Source organism: Noviherbaspirillum sp. (assembly GCF_036563305.1).
In the GTDB taxonomy this organism is placed as follows: Bacteria; Pseudomonadota; Gammaproteobacteria; order Burkholderiales; family Burkholderiaceae_D; genus Noviherbaspirillum.
The window spans coordinates 184,139-200,447 of the sequence record NZ_DATCMQ010000011.1 but is presented as its reverse complement, the minus strand read 5'-3'; the positions used below and the strand labels follow the sequence as shown (position 1 = coordinate 200,447).

Sequence of the window (16,309 nt, the reverse complement as noted above, 5' to 3'; positions counted from 1 at the left end):
CCAGCCCGCGTCTGTGCTGGTGTCCGTGCCTGTGTCCGCGGCTGCCGGCGCGGCCGGTGCCGCGGAGGTTCCGCCCGCGCCCTCGTCGCCTGCGGTCAGGCCAGCCGGCGCATCGCCGCCCGGTGCGAAGCCGTCGTCGTCCAGATCGCCGGCGCCCGTTTCGACGCGCGGCGCAAGCGGCGCTTCCTGCGCCGTTTCCGGCGCAGCCGCCTGCAGATCCTTGTCCGCGTCGTCGTTCATGTTTTGCACGCCGTTTTCCATTACCGCAGCTTCAGGGTTGACAGTCCGAACAGCACCAGCATCATCGTGATGATCCAGAAACGCACCACGACCTTGGTCTCTTTCCATCCCTTTTGTTCAAAGTGATGATGCAACGGCGCCATCAGCAGGATGCGGCGCCCAACGCCGTAGCGCTTCTTGCTGTACTTGAAATAGCCGACCTGCAGCATCACCGACAACGTCTCGACCACGAAGATGCCGCCCATGATGAACAGCACGATCTCCTGGCGCACGATCACGGCGATGGTGCCGAGCGCGCCGCCGAGCGCGAGCGCGCCGACGTCGCCCATGAAGACCTGGGCCGGATAGGTGTTGAACCACAGGAAGGCGAGGCCAGCGCCCGCCAGCGCGCCGCAGAAGATCAGCAGCTCGCCCGCACCCGGGATGTAGGGGATGAACAGGTACTTGGAATAGACGGTGCTGCCGGTCAGGTAGGCGATCAGCCCGAGCGCAGAACCCACCATCACGGTCGGCATGATGGCCAGGCCGTCGAGGCCGTCCGTCAGGTTTACCGCATTGCTGGTGCCGACGATGACGAAGTAGGTCAGCGCGATGAAGCCCCAGACGCCGAGCGGATAGCTGATGGTCTTGAAGAACGGGACGATCAGGTCGGCCTTGGGCGGCAGGTCGAGGCTGAAGCCGGACTGCACCCACTCCAGGAACAGCTGCAGTACCTGGGTGTTGGTCGGCGCCGATACCGAGAAGGCAAGGTAGACCGCGGCGACGAGGCCGATCAGGGACTGCCAGAAGTATTTTTCGCGCGAGCGCATGCCCTCCGGGTCCTTGTAGACCACCTTGCGATAGTCGTCGACCCAGCCGATCGCGCCGTAGCCCAGCGTGACGACCAGCACCACCCAGACAAAGCGGTTGGAGAAGTCAGACCAGAGAATGGTCGAGATGCCGATGGCGAGCAGGATCAGCGCGCCGCCCATGGTCGGCGTGCCGGACTTGACCAGGTGGGTCTGCGGGCCGTCGGTACGTACCGCCTGTCCGACCTTCATCCGCGTCAGCATGCGGATCATTGCCGGACCGGCGATGAGGCCGATCACGAGCGCGGTCAGCGTGGCGAACACGGCGCGGAAAGTGATGAAGTTGAAAACCCGGAGCGGTCCGAGTTCTTGTTGGAAGTATTGCGCCAGCCAAAGCAGCATGTCAGTGGGATCCCTGTCCTTGATCTTGTGTATTGACGAGGCAAGCGACCACGCGCTCCATCTTCATGAAACGCGAGCCCTTGACCAACGCCGTCGTGCCGGCGGAAACCATCGCCTCGGCAGCCTTGCTGATCGCGTCGATATCGTCGAAATGCCGCGCCCCGGGTCCGAAGGCGCTGCTCGCATGCATGGCGAGCGCACCCAGCGTCAGCAGGTGCTCAATGCCGCGGTCGCGCGCGTAATTGCCGACCTCGGCATGGAACTGCGGCCCTTCATCGCCCACTTCCCCCATGTCGCCCAGCACCAGCACGCGCGGTGCGCCGGCATTCGCCAGCACATCGATCGCGGCCCGCACCGAGTCCGGGTTGGCGTTGTACGTATCGTCGATCACCAGGGCGCCACTCGTGGCCGTCTTGCGCTGCAGCCTGCCGTTGACCGGGGCAAATGCCTCGAGTCCGCGTACGATGGCGTCCGTCGGGACGCCGATCGCGAGCGTGCAGGCTGTCGCGGCAAGCGCGTTGCGGACGTTGTGTTCGCCCGCCGCCGAGAGTGTTACCTGGAAATGTTTCCCGCCGGCAGTTATGGACAGGTCACTGCCGAAATCGTTCACCCTGAATGTGCAGCTGACGTCTGCATCCGGTGCAAGCCCGAATGTCATTGTTTTACGTTGTCCCGCCAGGCCCTGCCACAGCGCTGTATACGGGTCGCCGGCGGGGAATACGGCGACGCCGTCGGCGGGCAGACCCTGGATCACGCTGCCGTTTTCCTTTGCCACCGCCTCCACGCTTTCCATGAATTCCTGGTGCTCGCGTTGTGCATTGTTCACCAGGGAGACCGCCGGCTGGGCGATCGCGGTGATGGCGGCGATCTCGCCCGGATGGTTCATGCCGAGTTCGATCACGGCGGCCTTGTAGCCCGCATGCAGGCGGAACACCGTGAGCGGCACGCCGATATCGTTGTTCAGGTTGCCGCGGGTCGCCATCACCTGTTCGGCGCCATGGGCCGCGGCGAGAATGGAGGCGATCATTTCCTTGACCGTCGTCTTGCCATTGCTGCCAGTGACGCCGATGACCGGCAGCGTGAACTGGCGGCGCCAGAACGCGGCGATCTCGCCGAGAGCGATGCGGGTGTCCGGCACCACCAGCGCCGGCAGTGCAAATCCGGCCGGCACGCGCTCCACCACGACGGCGGCCACGCCCCGGGCGGCGACGTCGGCCAGGAAGTCATGCGCGTCGAAGCGCTCGCCGCGCAGTGCGACAAAAAGATTGCCGGGAGCGGCGTTCCGGCTGTCCGTCGTCACGCCGTCGAATGCCGTGTCCTGCGCCGCGCCCTGCTCCACGCGCGCCTGTGAAACCCATGGCTGGATCGTGGCCAATGTCGATTTCATCAGATCGTCCCCTTCATCGTTGCGCGCGCGGCCAGTGCCAGCGCGGCATGGTCGGCGTCCAGGAACGGCAGCTTCTTGCCCTTGATCTCCTGGTACGCCTCGTGTCCTTTGCCCGCGAGCAGGACCACGTCATTCTTCGCCGCGTGCCGGCCGGCCCACAGGATGGCGGCGGCACGGTCCTCGATCACCTGCAGCGCGTCGCCTTTCAGCTTGTTGCGGTCGATGCCGGCCACCACCTGCGCCACGATCGCGGCCGGGTCCTCGCTACGCGGATTGTCGCTGGTGACGATCACATGGTCCGCCGCCTGGGCCGCAGCACCCATCTGCGGCCGCTTGCCGGGATCGCGGTCGCCGCCGCATCCGAACACGCACCACAACTGGCCGCCGCGCTGGCGGGCAACCTGCCGCAGGGTGTCCAGTGTCTTTTCAAGTGCGTCGGGCGTATGCGCATAGTCGATCACCATCAGCGGCGCATCCTGCCCGCCAAGCTGCTGCAGGCGACCGGGCACCGGGGTGAGCGCCTCGACCGCGTCCAGCGCGGTACGGAAATCGATGCCACGGGCCATCAGCACGCCGAGCACCGCGAGCACGTTGCTCACATTGAACTGCCCGATCAGCTGCGTCTTCACCTGCGCCGAACCCTGTGGCGCGTCGAGGCGGAACGCCGTGCCGCCATGGCTGCTGCGGATTTCGCTCGCCCGCAACGCGGCCACGCCGTCCGGCGCGTGCGCGGCGCCAACGGTATAGCCGAGCAACGGCAATGCCGGGCGCGAGGTCCGGAGATGGCCCACCAGCCGCTGCCCCATCGCATCGTCGAGATTGATCACCGCCTGCGACAGCCCGGGCCAGTCGAACAGCATGCGCTTTGCCTCTTCATAGGCCTCCATGCTGCCGTGGTAATCCAGGTGGTCGCGCGTGAAATTGGTGAAGACGGCAACGTCGAAATGCATGCCGTTCAGGCGTCCCTGGTCCAGTCCGATCGAGGAGGCCTCGATCGCGAGCGCCTTCGCGCCCTGGTCGCGCAGTGCGGCGAGACGACGCTGCAGGATCACCGCGTCCGGCGTGGTGTAGCCGGTTGCATCGAGGCCCTGGTCGGCGCCGGCACGGAAGAGTCCGGCCCCGAGGGTGCCGATCACGGCAGTGGGCTGGCCCAGCCGCGACAGCGCGCGTCCCAGCCACTGCGTGCAGGAAGTCTTGCCGTTGGTGCCGGTCACCGCAACCGAGAACATCGCTTCGTCCGGGTGACCGTAACGCGCGGCGGCGATGGGGCCGGCGAGTTTCTTGAGCCCGGTGATGGCCAGCGAGGGCACGGTCCATCCGGCGTCCCAGCTGAAATCCTCGGCTTCGTAGACGACCGCGCGGGCGCCCCTGGCGATCGCCTGCGAAATATAGTGGCGGCCGTCCGCCGAATCGCCCGGATACGCGAGGAACACGTCGCCGGCCCCGACCGCGCGCGAGTCCGAGCACAGGTGCGCAGCAGGCGCCGCCGCCTGCAGCCAGCCCAGCACATCGGACACGGACGTGGGCATGGCCGCGCTCACAGGCTCTCCTTCACGCTTTCGGCGGGAATGATGATGTCGGTCACCGCGGAGTCGGGCGCGACGTTGAGCGCGCGCAGCGCGTTCTGGGTGACGGCGGCGAATACCGGTGCGGCGACCTGTCCGCCATAGTGCGCGCCGTTGGAAGGTTCGTCCACCATCACCGCCACGATGATGCGCGGATCGGAGACGGGCGCGAATCCGACGAAACCGGATACGTATTTGTTCGCGTACTGCCCGCCCACCAGCTTGTGGGCGGTGCCTGTCTTGCCGGCGACACGGTAGCCCGGCACCTGGGCCTTCGGCGCGGTGCCGGTCGGGCCGGCAGCCAGTTCCAGCATCGCGCGCACTTCGCGCGCGGTCTTTTCGGAGATCACCCGGCGCCCGATCGGGTTGTCGTTTGCCTTATGGAAAGTGATCGGGATCATTTCGCCGTCCCTGGCGAAGATCATGTACGAATGGGCCATCTGGATCAGCGAGGTGGAGATGCCGTGGCCGTAGCTCATCGTCGCCTGCTCGATCGGGCGCCAGGACTTGTGCGGGCGCACGCGTCCGGCTACCGCGCCGGGGAAGCCCAGCTTCGGCGCCTGGCCGAAGCCCACCTCGGTAAACATGTCCCACATCTGCTCGGGCGCCAACTGCAGCGCCAGCTTCGCGGTGCCCACGTTCGACGATTTCTCGAGTACTTCCGAGACCGACAGCAGGCCGTGCGGGTGCGCGTCGCCGATAGTCGCGCGGCCGATGGTCATCCGTCCAGGCGCGGTCTGGATCATCGTGGACGGCGTTGCCAGCTTGTTCTCCAGCGCCAGCGCGACGGTGAACGGCTTCATCACCGAACCCGGCTCGAAGGTGTCGGTCAGCACCCGGTTGCGCAGTTGCGCGCCGGTAAGGCGGCCGCGATCGTTGGGGTTGTAGGTCGGCAAATTCGCCAGCGCCAGCACCTCGCCTGTCTTCACGTCGAGCACGACGATGCCCGCCGCCTTGGCCTTGTGCGTCTCGACCGCTTCCTTCAGGTGCGAGAACGCGATGTACTGGATCTTGCGGTCGATCGACAGCGCGAGGTCCTTGCCGTCGTGCGGCGGGCTCGTCGCGCCGATGTCCTCCACCACCCGGCCGAGCCGGTCCTTGATCACGCGCCGGCTGCCGGTGGTGCCGGCCAGTGTCTTCTGGAAGGCCAGCTCCATGCCTTCCTGCCCGGCATCCTCGACATTGGTGAAGCCGACGATATGCGCCATCACCTCGCCTTCAGGGTAGTAGCGCTTGTATTCCTTGCGCGTCTCGATACCGGCGATGCCGAGCTTGAGGATCTTGTCGACCGTCTCCAGTTCGACCTGGCGCTTCAGGTAGACGAAGGTACGGTCGGAATCCAGCTTCTTGTTCAGGTCGCGCTCGCTCATGTCCAGCAGCTTCGCGAGTTCGCGCAGCTTCTCGGGCGGGGCTTCGGCGACGTCCTCGGGAATCGCCCACACTGCCTTCACCGGCAACGAGGACGCCAGCACCTGGCCGTTGCGGTCGGTGATCTTGCCGCGCGTGGCCGGGAGCTCCAGGGTGCGCGCATAGCGGGACGCGCCCTGCTTTTGCAGGAATTCGGTGGAAATGCCCTGCAGCCAGAGCGCCCGGCCGGCGAGCGCGGCGAACGCGGCGAACATCACGAACAGCACCACGCGCGAGCGCCAGACCGGCAGCTTCACCGCGAGCACGGGGCTCGCGCTGAACTGCACGCCCTTGCCGGCTGCGGTACGGGAAGCGCTGCGCATCACTTCGCTCCCTTGTTGATGTATTGGGTACGGGCGGGCGTCAGCGCCACCATCGCCAGGTCGCGCCGTGCATTGGCTTCGATCCTTGCGTGCTTGGCCAGCGTCGACTGGTCAAGCTGCAGCTGCGACCATTCGATCTCCAGCTGGCGGGCCGTCGCCTGCGCGCGCTCGAGCTCGATGAACAGGCGACGCGCCTGATACTGCGCATTGACCAGCGACAGCGCGCAAAGCACGAGCGCCACGGTCAGGATGAGGTTCAGGCGGCCGCTCACTGCTTGCTCCGGAGGGGTGCCGCCGTACGTTCGGCGACACGCATGATCGCCGAGCGCGCGCGGGGATTGGCGGCGATCTCGGCGTCGGTGGGTTTCATCTTCGCCATCAGCCTGAGGACGGGCTGGGGCAGGTCGGCCGCACGGATCGGCAGGCGGCGGTCGGGCTGCGGCGCATTGGCCCGGGAGGCCATGAAGCGCTTGACGATGCGATCTTCAAGTGAATGAAAGCTGATCACAACCAGTCTCCCCTGCGGGCCGAGTTTTTCCAGTGCGGCGTCGAGTGCTACTTCGAGTTCTTCAAGCTCTTTATTGATGTAAATCCGGATAGCCTGAAATGTGCGAGTGGCCGGATCCTTGCCCTTCTCGCGGGTTTTGACGGCGTGTGCCACGATCTCGGCAAGCTGTCGTGTGCTTGAAATTGGGCTGACTGCCCGGCGAGCAACAATCGCCTTTGCAATCTGAAAAGCAAACCGTTCTTCCCCATAATCCCGTATCACCTTTCCTATCGTCTGTTCCGACTCGCTTGCGAGCCACTCCGCCGCCGACATGCCGCGCGTCGTGTCCATGCGCATGTCGAGCGGACCATCCAGCCGAAAACTGAAACCACGCGCCGCGTCATCCACCTGCGGCGACGAGATGCCGAGGTCCAGCAGGATTCCGTCTGCCTGATGCACGCTGCGCGCGCCCAGCGCCTCGCCCAGCGTGGCGAAACTGTCATGCACGATCGTGAATCGCGGGTCGGCCACCTGCTCCGCCGTGGCGATCGCCTGCGGATCCTTGTCGAAGGCGATCAGCCTGCCCCGGGGGCCCAAGCGCTCCAGGATCCGCCGGCTGTGGCCGCCGCGCCCGAAGGTTCCGTCAACAAAAACACCGCCGGCGCGTGCGCCGTCGATCTGCAGCGCATCCACCGCCTCCTCCAGCAGCACCGTCCGGTGCTGCAATTCGGGCACCGCTTGTGAATTCATCACGGCCCGTCAGAAGGAGAAATTGTTCAACACATCAGGCATGCCATTGGCCACTGCCTGCGCTTCGCTTTCGGCGAGCTTCTCCGCATCCCAGATCTCGAAATGACTGCCCATGCCGAGCAGCATCACGTCACGCGTCATGCCGACCGCCGAGCGCAGTTCGGGCGCGATCAGGATGCGGCCCGCGGAATCCATTTCGACATCGGATGCATTGCCCAGGAAAATGCGCTGCCAGGCGCGGGCCGACATTGGCCACGCGGCGATCTGTTCGCGATGGATTTCCCAGACGGGACGGGGGAAGAACAGCAGACAACCGTGGGGATGCTTGGTCAGGGTCACCCGGCCTTCGCATTGAAGGGACAGGGCGTCGCGATGCTTGGACGGAATGGTCATCCGCCCTTTCGCGTCGAGACTCAGTGCTGAAGCGCCCTGAAACACCCTGATTACCCTCGTGGTTGTCGTTTTTTAATATTTGCGGTGAACCGTGATTGTCGTGGCGAAGGCCTTCTTTCCCCCACAAAACTACACTTTTTCACACTTCCGCCCACTTTAGAGGATGCTTTATTTGCGGTCAAGTAATATTCGGAAACAAAAATGAGGATTTTCTCAATGGAGTCAATGACTTAGCGCGTTTCGTTGAGGCAATCTGTCGGCCGAAAAACCAAGAAAATGAAAGACTTAGCTGAGAGTCTGAAGGTGAACTGTGAGGTATAAACATGTGTGCCGAAATGCAGCGAGACACTGCCTGAAAGCAAGTCCCCGCGCGGCGAGGGAGAAAAGTCGACACTCACCTCCGACCATGCACGGTCAAAAGCGGCGGTTGCTCACGGGGAAGCAACCGTGGGGCGTGCGAAGCGAACTGGCGGAGGACGGGACGTGAAATTCGCGGCAAAGAAACAAGGTCGCGGCACTCACTCGCGGCGACCGACGGCCCGAGAGCGGATGCTGGTCATGGACGACCGGAACCGGACGACGAATGCGCAGGCCGATAGGGGAATTCCGGCCTGGAATGCGGGGGCTTGATGTGCAGCTGAAGAACTGCTTGCGCTGCAGTGAAAAGCAAGAACCGGCTGGTCGTGGGATGAAGATTCGGAAGCGGGAAAGCAAATACGGACAAGCGCCGAATTACTGCTGGTTTAGCGGCCGCTAATCGAGAGGCGCGTGACGCTTCGCGATCCTCCACCATTCACTGTTTCCATCCCACGGCCAGCGGGTTCTTGAGGTGCCACTTTACCGGCACGCGCGGAGGACCGCGTTGAGTTGGCTCAATGGCATCAAGCGATGCGCAATGCCGGCGAAATCAGTGAAGCAAGCCGATAGGCCGGATTCTGTTACGACGGGTCGCCCCGTTATGACAGCCATTCCTCTAGGCCGTGAATTGCTCCACGGCTCAAGCTTCCTACCCGCACGCTCCGCGAGCAACATCATCGCGTGCCTATTTGGAATTGCTCCGGATGGAGGTTACCGCGTTTCACCGTAACTTAATACGCTCGTCTCTGTGGCCCTGTTCCTCGCCTTATGCCTTGCGGTTTTCGGCGGACGGCCGTTAGCCGTCACCCTGCTCTGTGGAGTCCGGACCTTCCTCCCGCCGTCTTGCGACGGCCAGCGGCTGTCTGGCTTGCTTCAGGCGGCATTGTACCGGCTATATGCCGTCCGGGGTTTTCTGCTACGTTAGCGTTTTGTCCTTGACGTGATCCACGATGCTCAAATCCAGAACAGGTGGCCAGCTCCTGGTCGATGCGTTGCGCACCCATGGCGTCGACCTCGTGTTCGGCGTACCGGGGGAAAGCTATCTGCCGGTACTCGACGCGCTGCATGACGCCCCGATCCGCTACATCACCAATCGCCATGAAGGCGGCGCCGCCTTCATGGCGGAAGCCCATGCGAAGCTGACCGGCCGTCCGGGCATCTGCTTCGTCACGCGCGGACCCGGCGCGACCAACGCGGCCATCGGCGTGCACACCGCTCAGCAGGACTCGACGCCGCTGATCCTGTTCGTCGGCCAGGTCGGCAACGATTTCGTCGAGCGCGAAGCCTTCCAGGAAATCGACTACCGGCGCATGTTCGGCAGCATGGCCAAGTGGGTCGCGCAGATCGATCGCGCGGACCGGGTGCCGGAGTATGTCGCCCACGCCTTCCAGTGCGCAACCAGCGGCCGGCCTGGCCCGGTGGTGCTGGCGCTGCCCGAGGACATGCTGTCGGCAACGGCCGAAGTGCCTGACGCGCGGCCCTACCAGCCGGTCCAGGCCTCGCCGTCGGCCCACCAGGTGGAGCAGATGCGCGCAATGCTTGCAGAGGCTGCGCGTCCGCTGGTGCTGCTCGGCGGCGCCGGCTGGAACCGGCAGGCCTGCGACGACCTGCGCCGGTTCGCTGAAGCCAGCGGCCTGCCGGTTGCCTGCGCATTCCGTTTTCAGGACTTGTTCGACAATCGTCATCCGCATTACGTTGGCGATGTCGGCATCGGCATCAGCCCGAAGCTTGCCGCGCGCGTGCGCGAGGCCGACCTGCTGATCGCCATCGGGCCGCGGCTGGGGGAAATGACGACCAGCGGTTATACCTTGCTGCAAGCCCCCTGCCCGCGTCAGAAACTGGTGCACGTGCACGCCGGGGCGGAAGAACTGGGCCGGGTGTACCAGGCGGATATGATGATCAACAGCGGCATGGCCGAGATGGCGGCGGCGCTGGCGGCCATGCCGCCGGTCGAGCCCGGCCGCTGGCGCAGCGCGCTGGAACAGGCCCGGGCCGAGTACGAGGCATGGCAGCAGGAACCGCCGGTATTCCGCCAGGGGGCAGCGAAGCTCAATCTGTGGCAGGTGGTGCAGGCGCTCCAGGCAGCGCTGCCTGGCGACGCCATCGTCACCAATGGTGCCGGCAACTTCGCCACGTGGGCGCATCGCTTCTGGCGCTACGGCGGCTTCCGGACGCAGCTTGCGCCGACCTCCGGCGCGATGGGCTACGGGGTGCCTGCGGCAGTCGCCGCCAGTATCGTCACCGCGCAGCAAGGCAGGCGACGCGCGGTCGTCAATTTCGCGGGCGATGGCGACTTCCTGATGACCGGGCAGGAGCTGGCGACGGCGGTGCAGTACGGCGCGGCTGTGCTTTTCATCGTGTTCAACAACGGCGCGTACGGCACGATACGCATGCACCAGGAACGCGAGTTTCCGGCACGGGTCTCGGGAACCGAACTGCGGAACCCGGATTTTGCTGCCCTTGCGCGCAGCTACGGCGCGTCCGGGGAAGCCGTGGACACGACGGCGGACTTCCCGCCCGCCATCGCCCGCGCGCTCGCGCATATCGAGGCGACCGGGCTGCCAGCCCTCGTCGAATTGCGGTACGACACCGAACTTATCACGCCGAATGCGAGCCTGTCGGCAATCCGGGCTGCCGCAGTCGCGGCACGCAGCTGAAGCTTCGGCAGGCATCCCGGGAAACAGAATCTTTTCGGTAAATGCCTGTCAATGATGACGGCGCGGGACGGACGTGGCGACACGCTCGCCCCTGCGATCCCCACGCTTCCATGCCGTCCCTAACGTTCAGCCCATGGCACTTGTTTCCATTACCGAAGCAGCGAAGCTTGTCAGAAGGAACCGGTCGACCCTGTATCGCGACATCGAACGCGGCCGTTTGAGCAAGACCGTCTCGCCCGAGGGCGATACCCAGATCGAGACTTCCGAACTCCTGCGTACCTATGGCCGCCTGCACGCGAATGACGACGAGCACGGCAGCGACGCGCTGGCGCGCGAGCGCATGCGCATCGCCTTGCTCGAGGAAAGGAACCGCTCGCTGGAAAGGGCGCTGCAGCTGGAGGCGGAGCTGCGCAAGGTGAAGGACCAGGTGACGACCGAGCTTCGCGCCCGGCTGGCCGACAAGGACAACGTGATCAAGGTGCTCGAGAGCAAGGTGCTGTTCCTCGAGTATGACCGGCAGGTCGTCGCAGGTCCGCACGACCCGCAGCATCCCGCGGACCACGACGCCCGCGCGGCAGGCGGGGCGGAAGCGCGTGCGCGTCGGGAGCCCGACGAGCGCGACGCGCCCGCGGAGCAGCCGCCAAGGCGCGTCAAGGCCTTCTCGCGTCCGCCTGCGCGCAAGGGTTGGTGGGCGAGACTGTTCGGGCGGGGACACGACGGAGGACGTCCATGAAGAGCAGCCGCAAGGAACTCTGGTTCAATACGCCGACGCGGCGCGCCTTCATCAACATCACGCGGCAGGTGGAGGCGGCGCTGGCCGAGAGCGGCGTGCGCGAGGGACTGGTACTGGTGAACGCAATGCACATCTCGGCCTCGGTCTTCATCAACGACGACGAACCCGGACTGCATCGCGATTACGAGGCCTGGCTGGAACGGCTGGCGCCCCATGAGCCGCTGGACCAGTACCGGCACAACGACACCGGCGAGGACAATGCCGACGCCCACATCAAGCGGCAGGTGATGGGGCGGGAAGTCGTGGTCGCGGTAACGGAGTGCCGCCTCGATTTCGGCCCCTGGGAGCAAATCTTCTACGGCGAGTTCGACGGCATGCGCAGGAAGCGCGTGCTGGTCAAGATCATCGGTGAATGAGCCCGCCGTAGCGCGGGTCGCGCACCAGCCCGAACAGCGGCTTCGACCTGCACAGCCAGAACGCCCAGGCGACGATCAGCGGATGGATCATCTCCAGCCCTTCCTCGAACGCGGATGCGTACAGCTTGAGTGCGGGGCCGATCGCATGTCCGGCCAGCGCCAGTTCCGCGGGGGCGCGGTCGAGCACCTTGCCGAAGACCACCAGCAGCGCCCCGGCCAGCAGCCAGGCGCCGCCGCGCGAACGCCAGCCGCGGCGCAGGAAGAGGAAGCGCAGGATGACGATGCCGACGTAGGCCACCAGGCCGATGAACACGAGCGCGGCAATCAGCGCCAGCACCTTCTCGGCCATCGGTGCGTCTGCATGGCGGTAGTAGTTCGACTTGAGCAGGCTGTCGGCCGTGAATTTCTTGTGCCAGTCGGCTTCGCGCATCGCGAACATCAGGAACAGCAGGCTGGTCAGCAAGGGCCCGCGTCCGGCGGACGTCGCGCGAAACGCGACCAGCACGGTGAGGGCGGCGAGGATCCAGGTGGCGATGGACAGCATCTCGAAAGGGCCGGTCTCCGAGAACAGCGCCATGACCGTGTCCGTCGGCAGGTAGGCCGGCAGTGCCGCCAGCAGGGCCACGTACAGGACGATCAGGAGTACGGCGAGGCCGTCGGCGTTGACTGGGAATGTGCGTTTCATGCGTTCTCTTGCCGGAGTACGCGGTGGCGCCGCGCCGCGGACAGTCCGGTGTTGGGCCTGTCCCGGGACGGATTATAGGGCGAACATTGCTTTCCCCGCTTCCGCCCCTTGCGGGCCGTTTCGGCGGGCGGACGGTTCAGGGCCTGCGTCGCCATGCGCGACGATGCTCCCGCGGGCGAAAGAAAGCTGGCACTGCAGGCCTTCTCCTCGCACAGGACTTCAATGGCGATGCCGGGCGGACGAAGCGGCGTGCAATGGAATCGATTGCGTCCTGCCCGGCTGCCCCCGGCGAGGTTTCTCAGGCGAACTTGCTGAAGTCCGGGCGCCGCTTCTCGAAGAAGGCGGTGAATGCTTCCTTCGCCTCCGGCGCGCCCAGCATCTCGCCGAAGTGCTTGTTCTCTTCCTGCATGCGCGCCTGCACCGCCTGCGCCTGGCCGCCCTTGAGCAGCGCCTTGGTTACGCGCAACGACGAGGCCGGCAACGCAGCCAGCTTGGCAGCCTGGGACTGCGCGAATTGCAGCAGGTCGGCTGCCGGCAGCACGCGGCTGACGAGACCGATGTCCAGCGCCTCGTCGGCCAGGAAGGCTTCCCCGAGGAGCAGCTTTTCGGCGGCGCGCTGGTAGCCGACCATCGCCGGGAACAGCATGCTGGACGCAAATTCCGGGCACAGTCCGAGCTGGGTGAAGGGCATCGAGAATTTGGCGTTCTCGGCGGCGTACACGAGGTCGCAATGCATCAGCATCGTTGTGCCGATGCCGACCGCGTTGCCGGCCACGGCCGCCACCACCGGCTTGCCGGCGGTGCTGAGCGCGCGCATGAACTGCGCGACCGGACGGTCGCCGACGCCGGCCGACGCATTCTTCATGAAATCATCAAGGTCGTTGCCGGCGGTGAAGACCTCCGGCTTGCCGGTGATGAGGATGGCGCGCACGGCGGCATCGGCCTCGGCATCCTTCAGGGCATCGGCCATCAGCTGGTACATCGCCGAGGTGATTGCGTTCTTCTTGTCGGGACGATTGAATTCGATCGTGAGTACGCCGCTTTCCTTGCGGGTGAGGATATCCATGTAGTCTCCTTGGTTGGTGTGTGCGTTCAGGCTGCCGATTGTGCCTGATTCCGGTCGGCGGTGCGCTGCTCGATCCAGGTCAGCGCATCGCGCCACAGGCTTTCCCGGAACTGCGGACGGAAGAAACCGAAATGGCCGATGCGCGCAGCCTGCACATCCGAGGGCCGGATGTAGCGGCGCTCCATCCGGGCGTTGCGGTAGCAGTCATGCAGGCGGTCGATGTTCGTGCGGCTCATCATTTCGTCGTCGGTGAAACTGATGCTGAGGAAGGGCACGCGGATCTTCTCGAATCCGGCCCGGATCGGCCGTCCGCGGGCATCCGACACGTAATGCGGATTGCGGCACCAGCGCGACCACTGGTAGATCACGCCTTTCGGCAGGTCGCCGACCTTCCTGACCTTCTTGCCGGGAAAGTAGCCGAACAGCCGGGTGTAGACAGGCACGGCGAAGTACCACATGAACCAGACGAAGCGCTTCAGCTGCGGGGCATTCTCCCGCCAGTAACCGCTTCCGGTGGCGATGGTCAGAATGCCGTCGACCAGGTGATTGTCCGGCAGCAGGCCGGGCAGCTGGCCGCCGAGCGAATGGCCGACGATCAGCAGCGGAACGTCCGGCTGCCAGGCCTTGGCCGCCAGCAGCGCCGCGTTGTAGTCGCGTTCGGCCCAGTCGAACAGGTCGGCCTGGAAGCCGCGCAGCGAACGCCGGAATGCGACAGGCACCGAGCGCCCGACGCCGCGGTAGTCGAAGCTCAGGACCGCGATGCCCTGCTCCGCCAGGAATGCGGCAAATGCCGCATAGAAGTCCTGCCTGACGCCCATCGCCGCGGCAAGCACCACCACTGCACGGGCGCGTCCCTGCGGCGTGTAGCGCAGTCCGGCGACAGGCATGCCGTCGCTGGTTTCAATCGTGACAGTTTCCATTCCCGGTTCCATGATTCCGCTCCATGAAAAAAAGCCGTACAGCGCGAGGCCGCACGGCTTTCCTGTCCCGAATGCCGGTCCTCAGACGCGCTCGAAGATACCGGCTGCGCCCATGCCGGTGCCGACGCACATCGTGACCATGCCGTACTTCAGGTTGCGGTTGCGCATCGCGTGGATCGTGGTCGCCGCGCGGATGGCACCGGTCGCGCCCAGCGGATGGCCGAGCGCGATGGCGCCGCCGAACGGGTTGACCTTGGCCGGATCGAGTCCGAGATCCTGGATGACGGCGATCGCCTGCGCGGCGAACGCCTCGTTCAGCTCGATCCAGTCGAGCTGGTCCTGGCTGATGCCGGCGGCGCGGCAGGCGGCCGGAATCGCTTCCTTCGGCCCGATGCCCATGATCTCCGGCGGCACGCCGCGCACGGCGAACGACGAGAACTTGGCGAGCGGGGTCAGGTTGAACTGCTTGAGGATCTTTTCGCTGACCAGGATCAGCGCACCGGCGCCGTCCGAAGTCTGCGAGCTGTTGCCGGCCGTGACCGAGCCCTTGTTGGCGAAAACCGGCTTGAGCTTGCCCAGCACTTCCAGGCTGGTGTCGCGACGCGCGCCCTCGTCCTGGTTGACGGTGCGGGTACGGACGTCGATCTCGCCCGTCTCGAGGTTGGGGAAGCGCTCGACGATCTCGACCGCACAGATCTCGTCACCACGGGCGTTGCCGTCCTGCGCGGCGATGGCGCGGCGGTGCGACTCCAGCGCAAACTGGTCCTGGGCCTCGCGCGACACCTTCCATTGCTGGGCGACCTTCTCCGCGGTCAGGCCCATGCCGTAGGCCATGCCGATGTTCTCGTCCTTGAACACGCCCATGTTGATCGCCGGGTGGTGGCCCATCATCGGCACCATGGACATGGACTCGGCGCCGGCCGCGATCATCACATCGGCCTCGCCCACGCGGATGCGGTCGGCCGCCATCGCCACCGCCGTGATGCCGGAGGCGCAGTAACGGTTGATGGTGACGCCGCCGACGGTGTTCGGCAGGCCGGCCAGCAGCACTGCGTTGCGTGCCATGTTCATGCCCTGCTCGGCTTCCGGGAAGGAGCAGCCGACGATGGCGTCCTGGATGGTGGACGGATCCAGGCCGGGCACCTGGGCCACGGCGGCCTGGATCGCGCGCACCAGCAGGTCGTCCGGGCGGACGTTCTTGAACATCCCGCGCGGCGCCTTGCCGATCGGGGTGCGGACAGCGGCGACGACGTATGCTTCTTGCAGTTGTTTGCTCATTTCAAAATTCTCCAGATTCATTCAGCCGACGGGGCGGCGGACAACCGTGCGATGGTTCCCTGCGCGATTGCGCACAAAAGCTCTTTACCTTCATTGACGACAAAGACGTCGCAGCGGCAGGCCGCCTGCGTTTTACCCGCTTGAAGCGCGACCGCGCGGGCAATGATTTCCTGCCCGATTGCCGGCCGCACGTAATTGATCTTGTACTCGGCGGTGACCACCGAGGTGCCGAGCACCGCGCCGCCGGCAAAGGTCAGCGCATTGTCGGCGGCGTAGCTGAGCACGCCGCCGTGCACGAACCCATGCTGCTGCTTCAGCGCGTCGGCGACCGGGATGCGCAGCTCGGTGCCTTCCGGCGCGAACCGGACCAGGCGGGCGCCGACCAGCGCACTGAAGGGCTGCGATGCCAGCGCCTGCCTGCCGAGTTCGAGCATGTCCACGGTCGCTCCTGCGCG

At 65.5% G+C, this 16,309-nt stretch carries 15 protein-coding genes and 1 other RNA gene; 3 read left to right on the top strand and 13 right to left on the bottom strand.

Annotated elements, in window-relative coordinates; all coding sequences use genetic code 11:
- Window positions 1-260: 260 nt before the first annotated feature.
- From mraY to rnpB, 8 genes are all read right to left on the bottom strand, one after another.
- Window positions 261-1,430 carry a phospho-N-acetylmuramoyl-pentapeptide-transferase gene (mraY, locus tag VIM12_RS08945; protein WP_331941267.1) on the bottom strand — a complete coding sequence of 390 codons (1,170 nt, stop codon included), beginning with the start codon at window positions 1,428-1,430 and terminating at the stop codon, window positions 261-263.
- Window position 1,431: 1 nt separating this feature from the next.
- Window positions 1,432-2,817: a UDP-N-acetylmuramoyl-tripeptide--D-alanyl-D-alanine ligase gene (locus VIM12_RS08940; RefSeq protein WP_331941266.1), complete on the bottom strand. Its 1,386-nt coding sequence runs from the start codon at window positions 2,815-2,817 to the stop codon at window positions 1,432-1,434.
- Complete coding sequence (locus VIM12_RS08935) at window positions 2,817-4,346, bottom strand: UDP-N-acetylmuramoyl-L-alanyl-D-glutamate--2,6-diaminopimelate ligase (protein WP_331941359.1); 1,530 nt, start codon at window positions 4,344-4,346, stop codon at window positions 2,817-2,819. The genes VIM12_RS08940 and VIM12_RS08935 overlap by 1 nt, the downstream gene beginning before the upstream one ends.
- Window positions 4,347-4,354: 8 nt before the next feature.
- A complete protein-coding gene (locus VIM12_RS08930; protein WP_331941265.1) occupies window positions 4,355-6,112 on the bottom strand; it encodes a penicillin-binding protein 2 in 1,758 nt (585 codons plus the stop codon).
- The gene (gene ftsL / locus VIM12_RS08925) at window positions 6,112-6,384 is read right to left on the bottom strand and encodes a cell division protein FtsL (RefSeq protein ID WP_331941264.1); all 273 of its coding nucleotides are present in this window, start codon (window positions 6,382-6,384) and stop codon (window positions 6,112-6,114) included. Before ftsL ends, VIM12_RS08930 begins: the two co-directional genes overlap by 1 nt.
- Window positions 6,381-7,349, bottom strand: a complete 969-nt coding sequence (rsmH, locus tag VIM12_RS08920) for a 16S rRNA (cytosine(1402)-N(4))-methyltransferase RsmH (protein ID WP_331941263.1) — start codon at window positions 7,347-7,349, stop codon at window positions 6,381-6,383. Before rsmH ends, ftsL begins: the two co-directional genes overlap by 4 nt.
- A gap of 9 nt (window positions 7,350-7,358) precedes the next feature.
- Window positions 7,359-7,787 (bottom strand): division/cell wall cluster transcriptional repressor MraZ, encoded by a 429-nt coding sequence (mraZ, locus tag VIM12_RS08915; protein ID WP_331941262.1) that lies wholly within the window; start codon window positions 7,785-7,787, stop codon window positions 7,359-7,361.
- 863 nt (window positions 7,788-8,650) lie between these two features.
- Window positions 8,651-8,974, bottom strand: an RNA gene (gene rnpB, locus VIM12_RS08910) — RNase P RNA component class A.
- A gap of 75 nt (window positions 8,975-9,049) precedes the next feature.
- On the opposite strand from rnpB, the gene VIM12_RS08905 reads away from it, so the two are divergent.
- From VIM12_RS08905 to VIM12_RS08895, 3 genes are all read left to right on the top strand, one after another.
- Window positions 9,050-10,756 carry a thiamine pyrophosphate-binding protein gene (locus tag VIM12_RS08905; RefSeq protein WP_331941261.1) on the top strand — a complete coding sequence of 569 codons (1,707 nt, stop codon included), beginning with the start codon at window positions 9,050-9,052 and terminating at the stop codon, window positions 10,754-10,756.
- Window positions 10,757-10,889: 133 nt separating this feature from the next.
- Complete coding sequence (locus tag VIM12_RS08900; RefSeq protein WP_331941260.1) at window positions 10,890-11,489, top strand: hypothetical protein; 600 nt, start codon at window positions 10,890-10,892, stop codon at window positions 11,487-11,489.
- Complete coding sequence (locus VIM12_RS08895) at window positions 11,486-11,905, top strand: secondary thiamine-phosphate synthase enzyme YjbQ (RefSeq protein WP_331941259.1); 420 nt, start codon at window positions 11,486-11,488, stop codon at window positions 11,903-11,905. The genes VIM12_RS08900 and VIM12_RS08895 overlap by 4 nt, the downstream gene beginning before the upstream one ends.
- Here the strand turns inward: VIM12_RS08895 and VIM12_RS08890 are convergent.
- The 5 genes from VIM12_RS08890 to VIM12_RS08870 form a co-directional block, all read right to left on the bottom strand.
- A complete protein-coding gene (locus tag VIM12_RS08890) occupies window positions 11,892-12,590 on the bottom strand; it encodes a hypothetical protein (protein WP_331941258.1) in 699 nt (232 codons plus the stop codon). The two genes, VIM12_RS08895 and VIM12_RS08890, sit on opposite strands and share 14 nt — an antisense overlap.
- A gap of 298 nt (window positions 12,591-12,888) precedes the next feature.
- The gene (locus VIM12_RS08885; RefSeq protein WP_331941257.1) at window positions 12,889-13,656 is read right to left on the bottom strand and encodes an enoyl-CoA hydratase; all 768 of its coding nucleotides are present in this window, start codon (window positions 13,654-13,656) and stop codon (window positions 12,889-12,891) included.
- A 26-nt stretch (window positions 13,657-13,682) separates the two neighbouring features.
- A complete protein-coding gene (locus VIM12_RS08880; protein WP_331941256.1) occupies window positions 13,683-14,576 on the bottom strand; it encodes an alpha/beta fold hydrolase in 894 nt (297 codons plus the stop codon).
- An 81-nt stretch (window positions 14,577-14,657) separates the two neighbouring features.
- Window positions 14,658-15,854 (bottom strand): acetyl-CoA C-acyltransferase, encoded by a 1,197-nt coding sequence (locus VIM12_RS08875; protein WP_331941255.1) that lies wholly within the window; start codon window positions 15,852-15,854, stop codon window positions 14,658-14,660.
- Between the two features lie 17 nt (window positions 15,855-15,871).
- Entirely contained in the window at window positions 15,872-16,288 is a 417-nt protein-coding gene (locus VIM12_RS08870) for a PaaI family thioesterase (protein WP_331941358.1), read from the bottom strand.
- Window positions 16,289-16,309 lie beyond the last annotated feature (21 nt).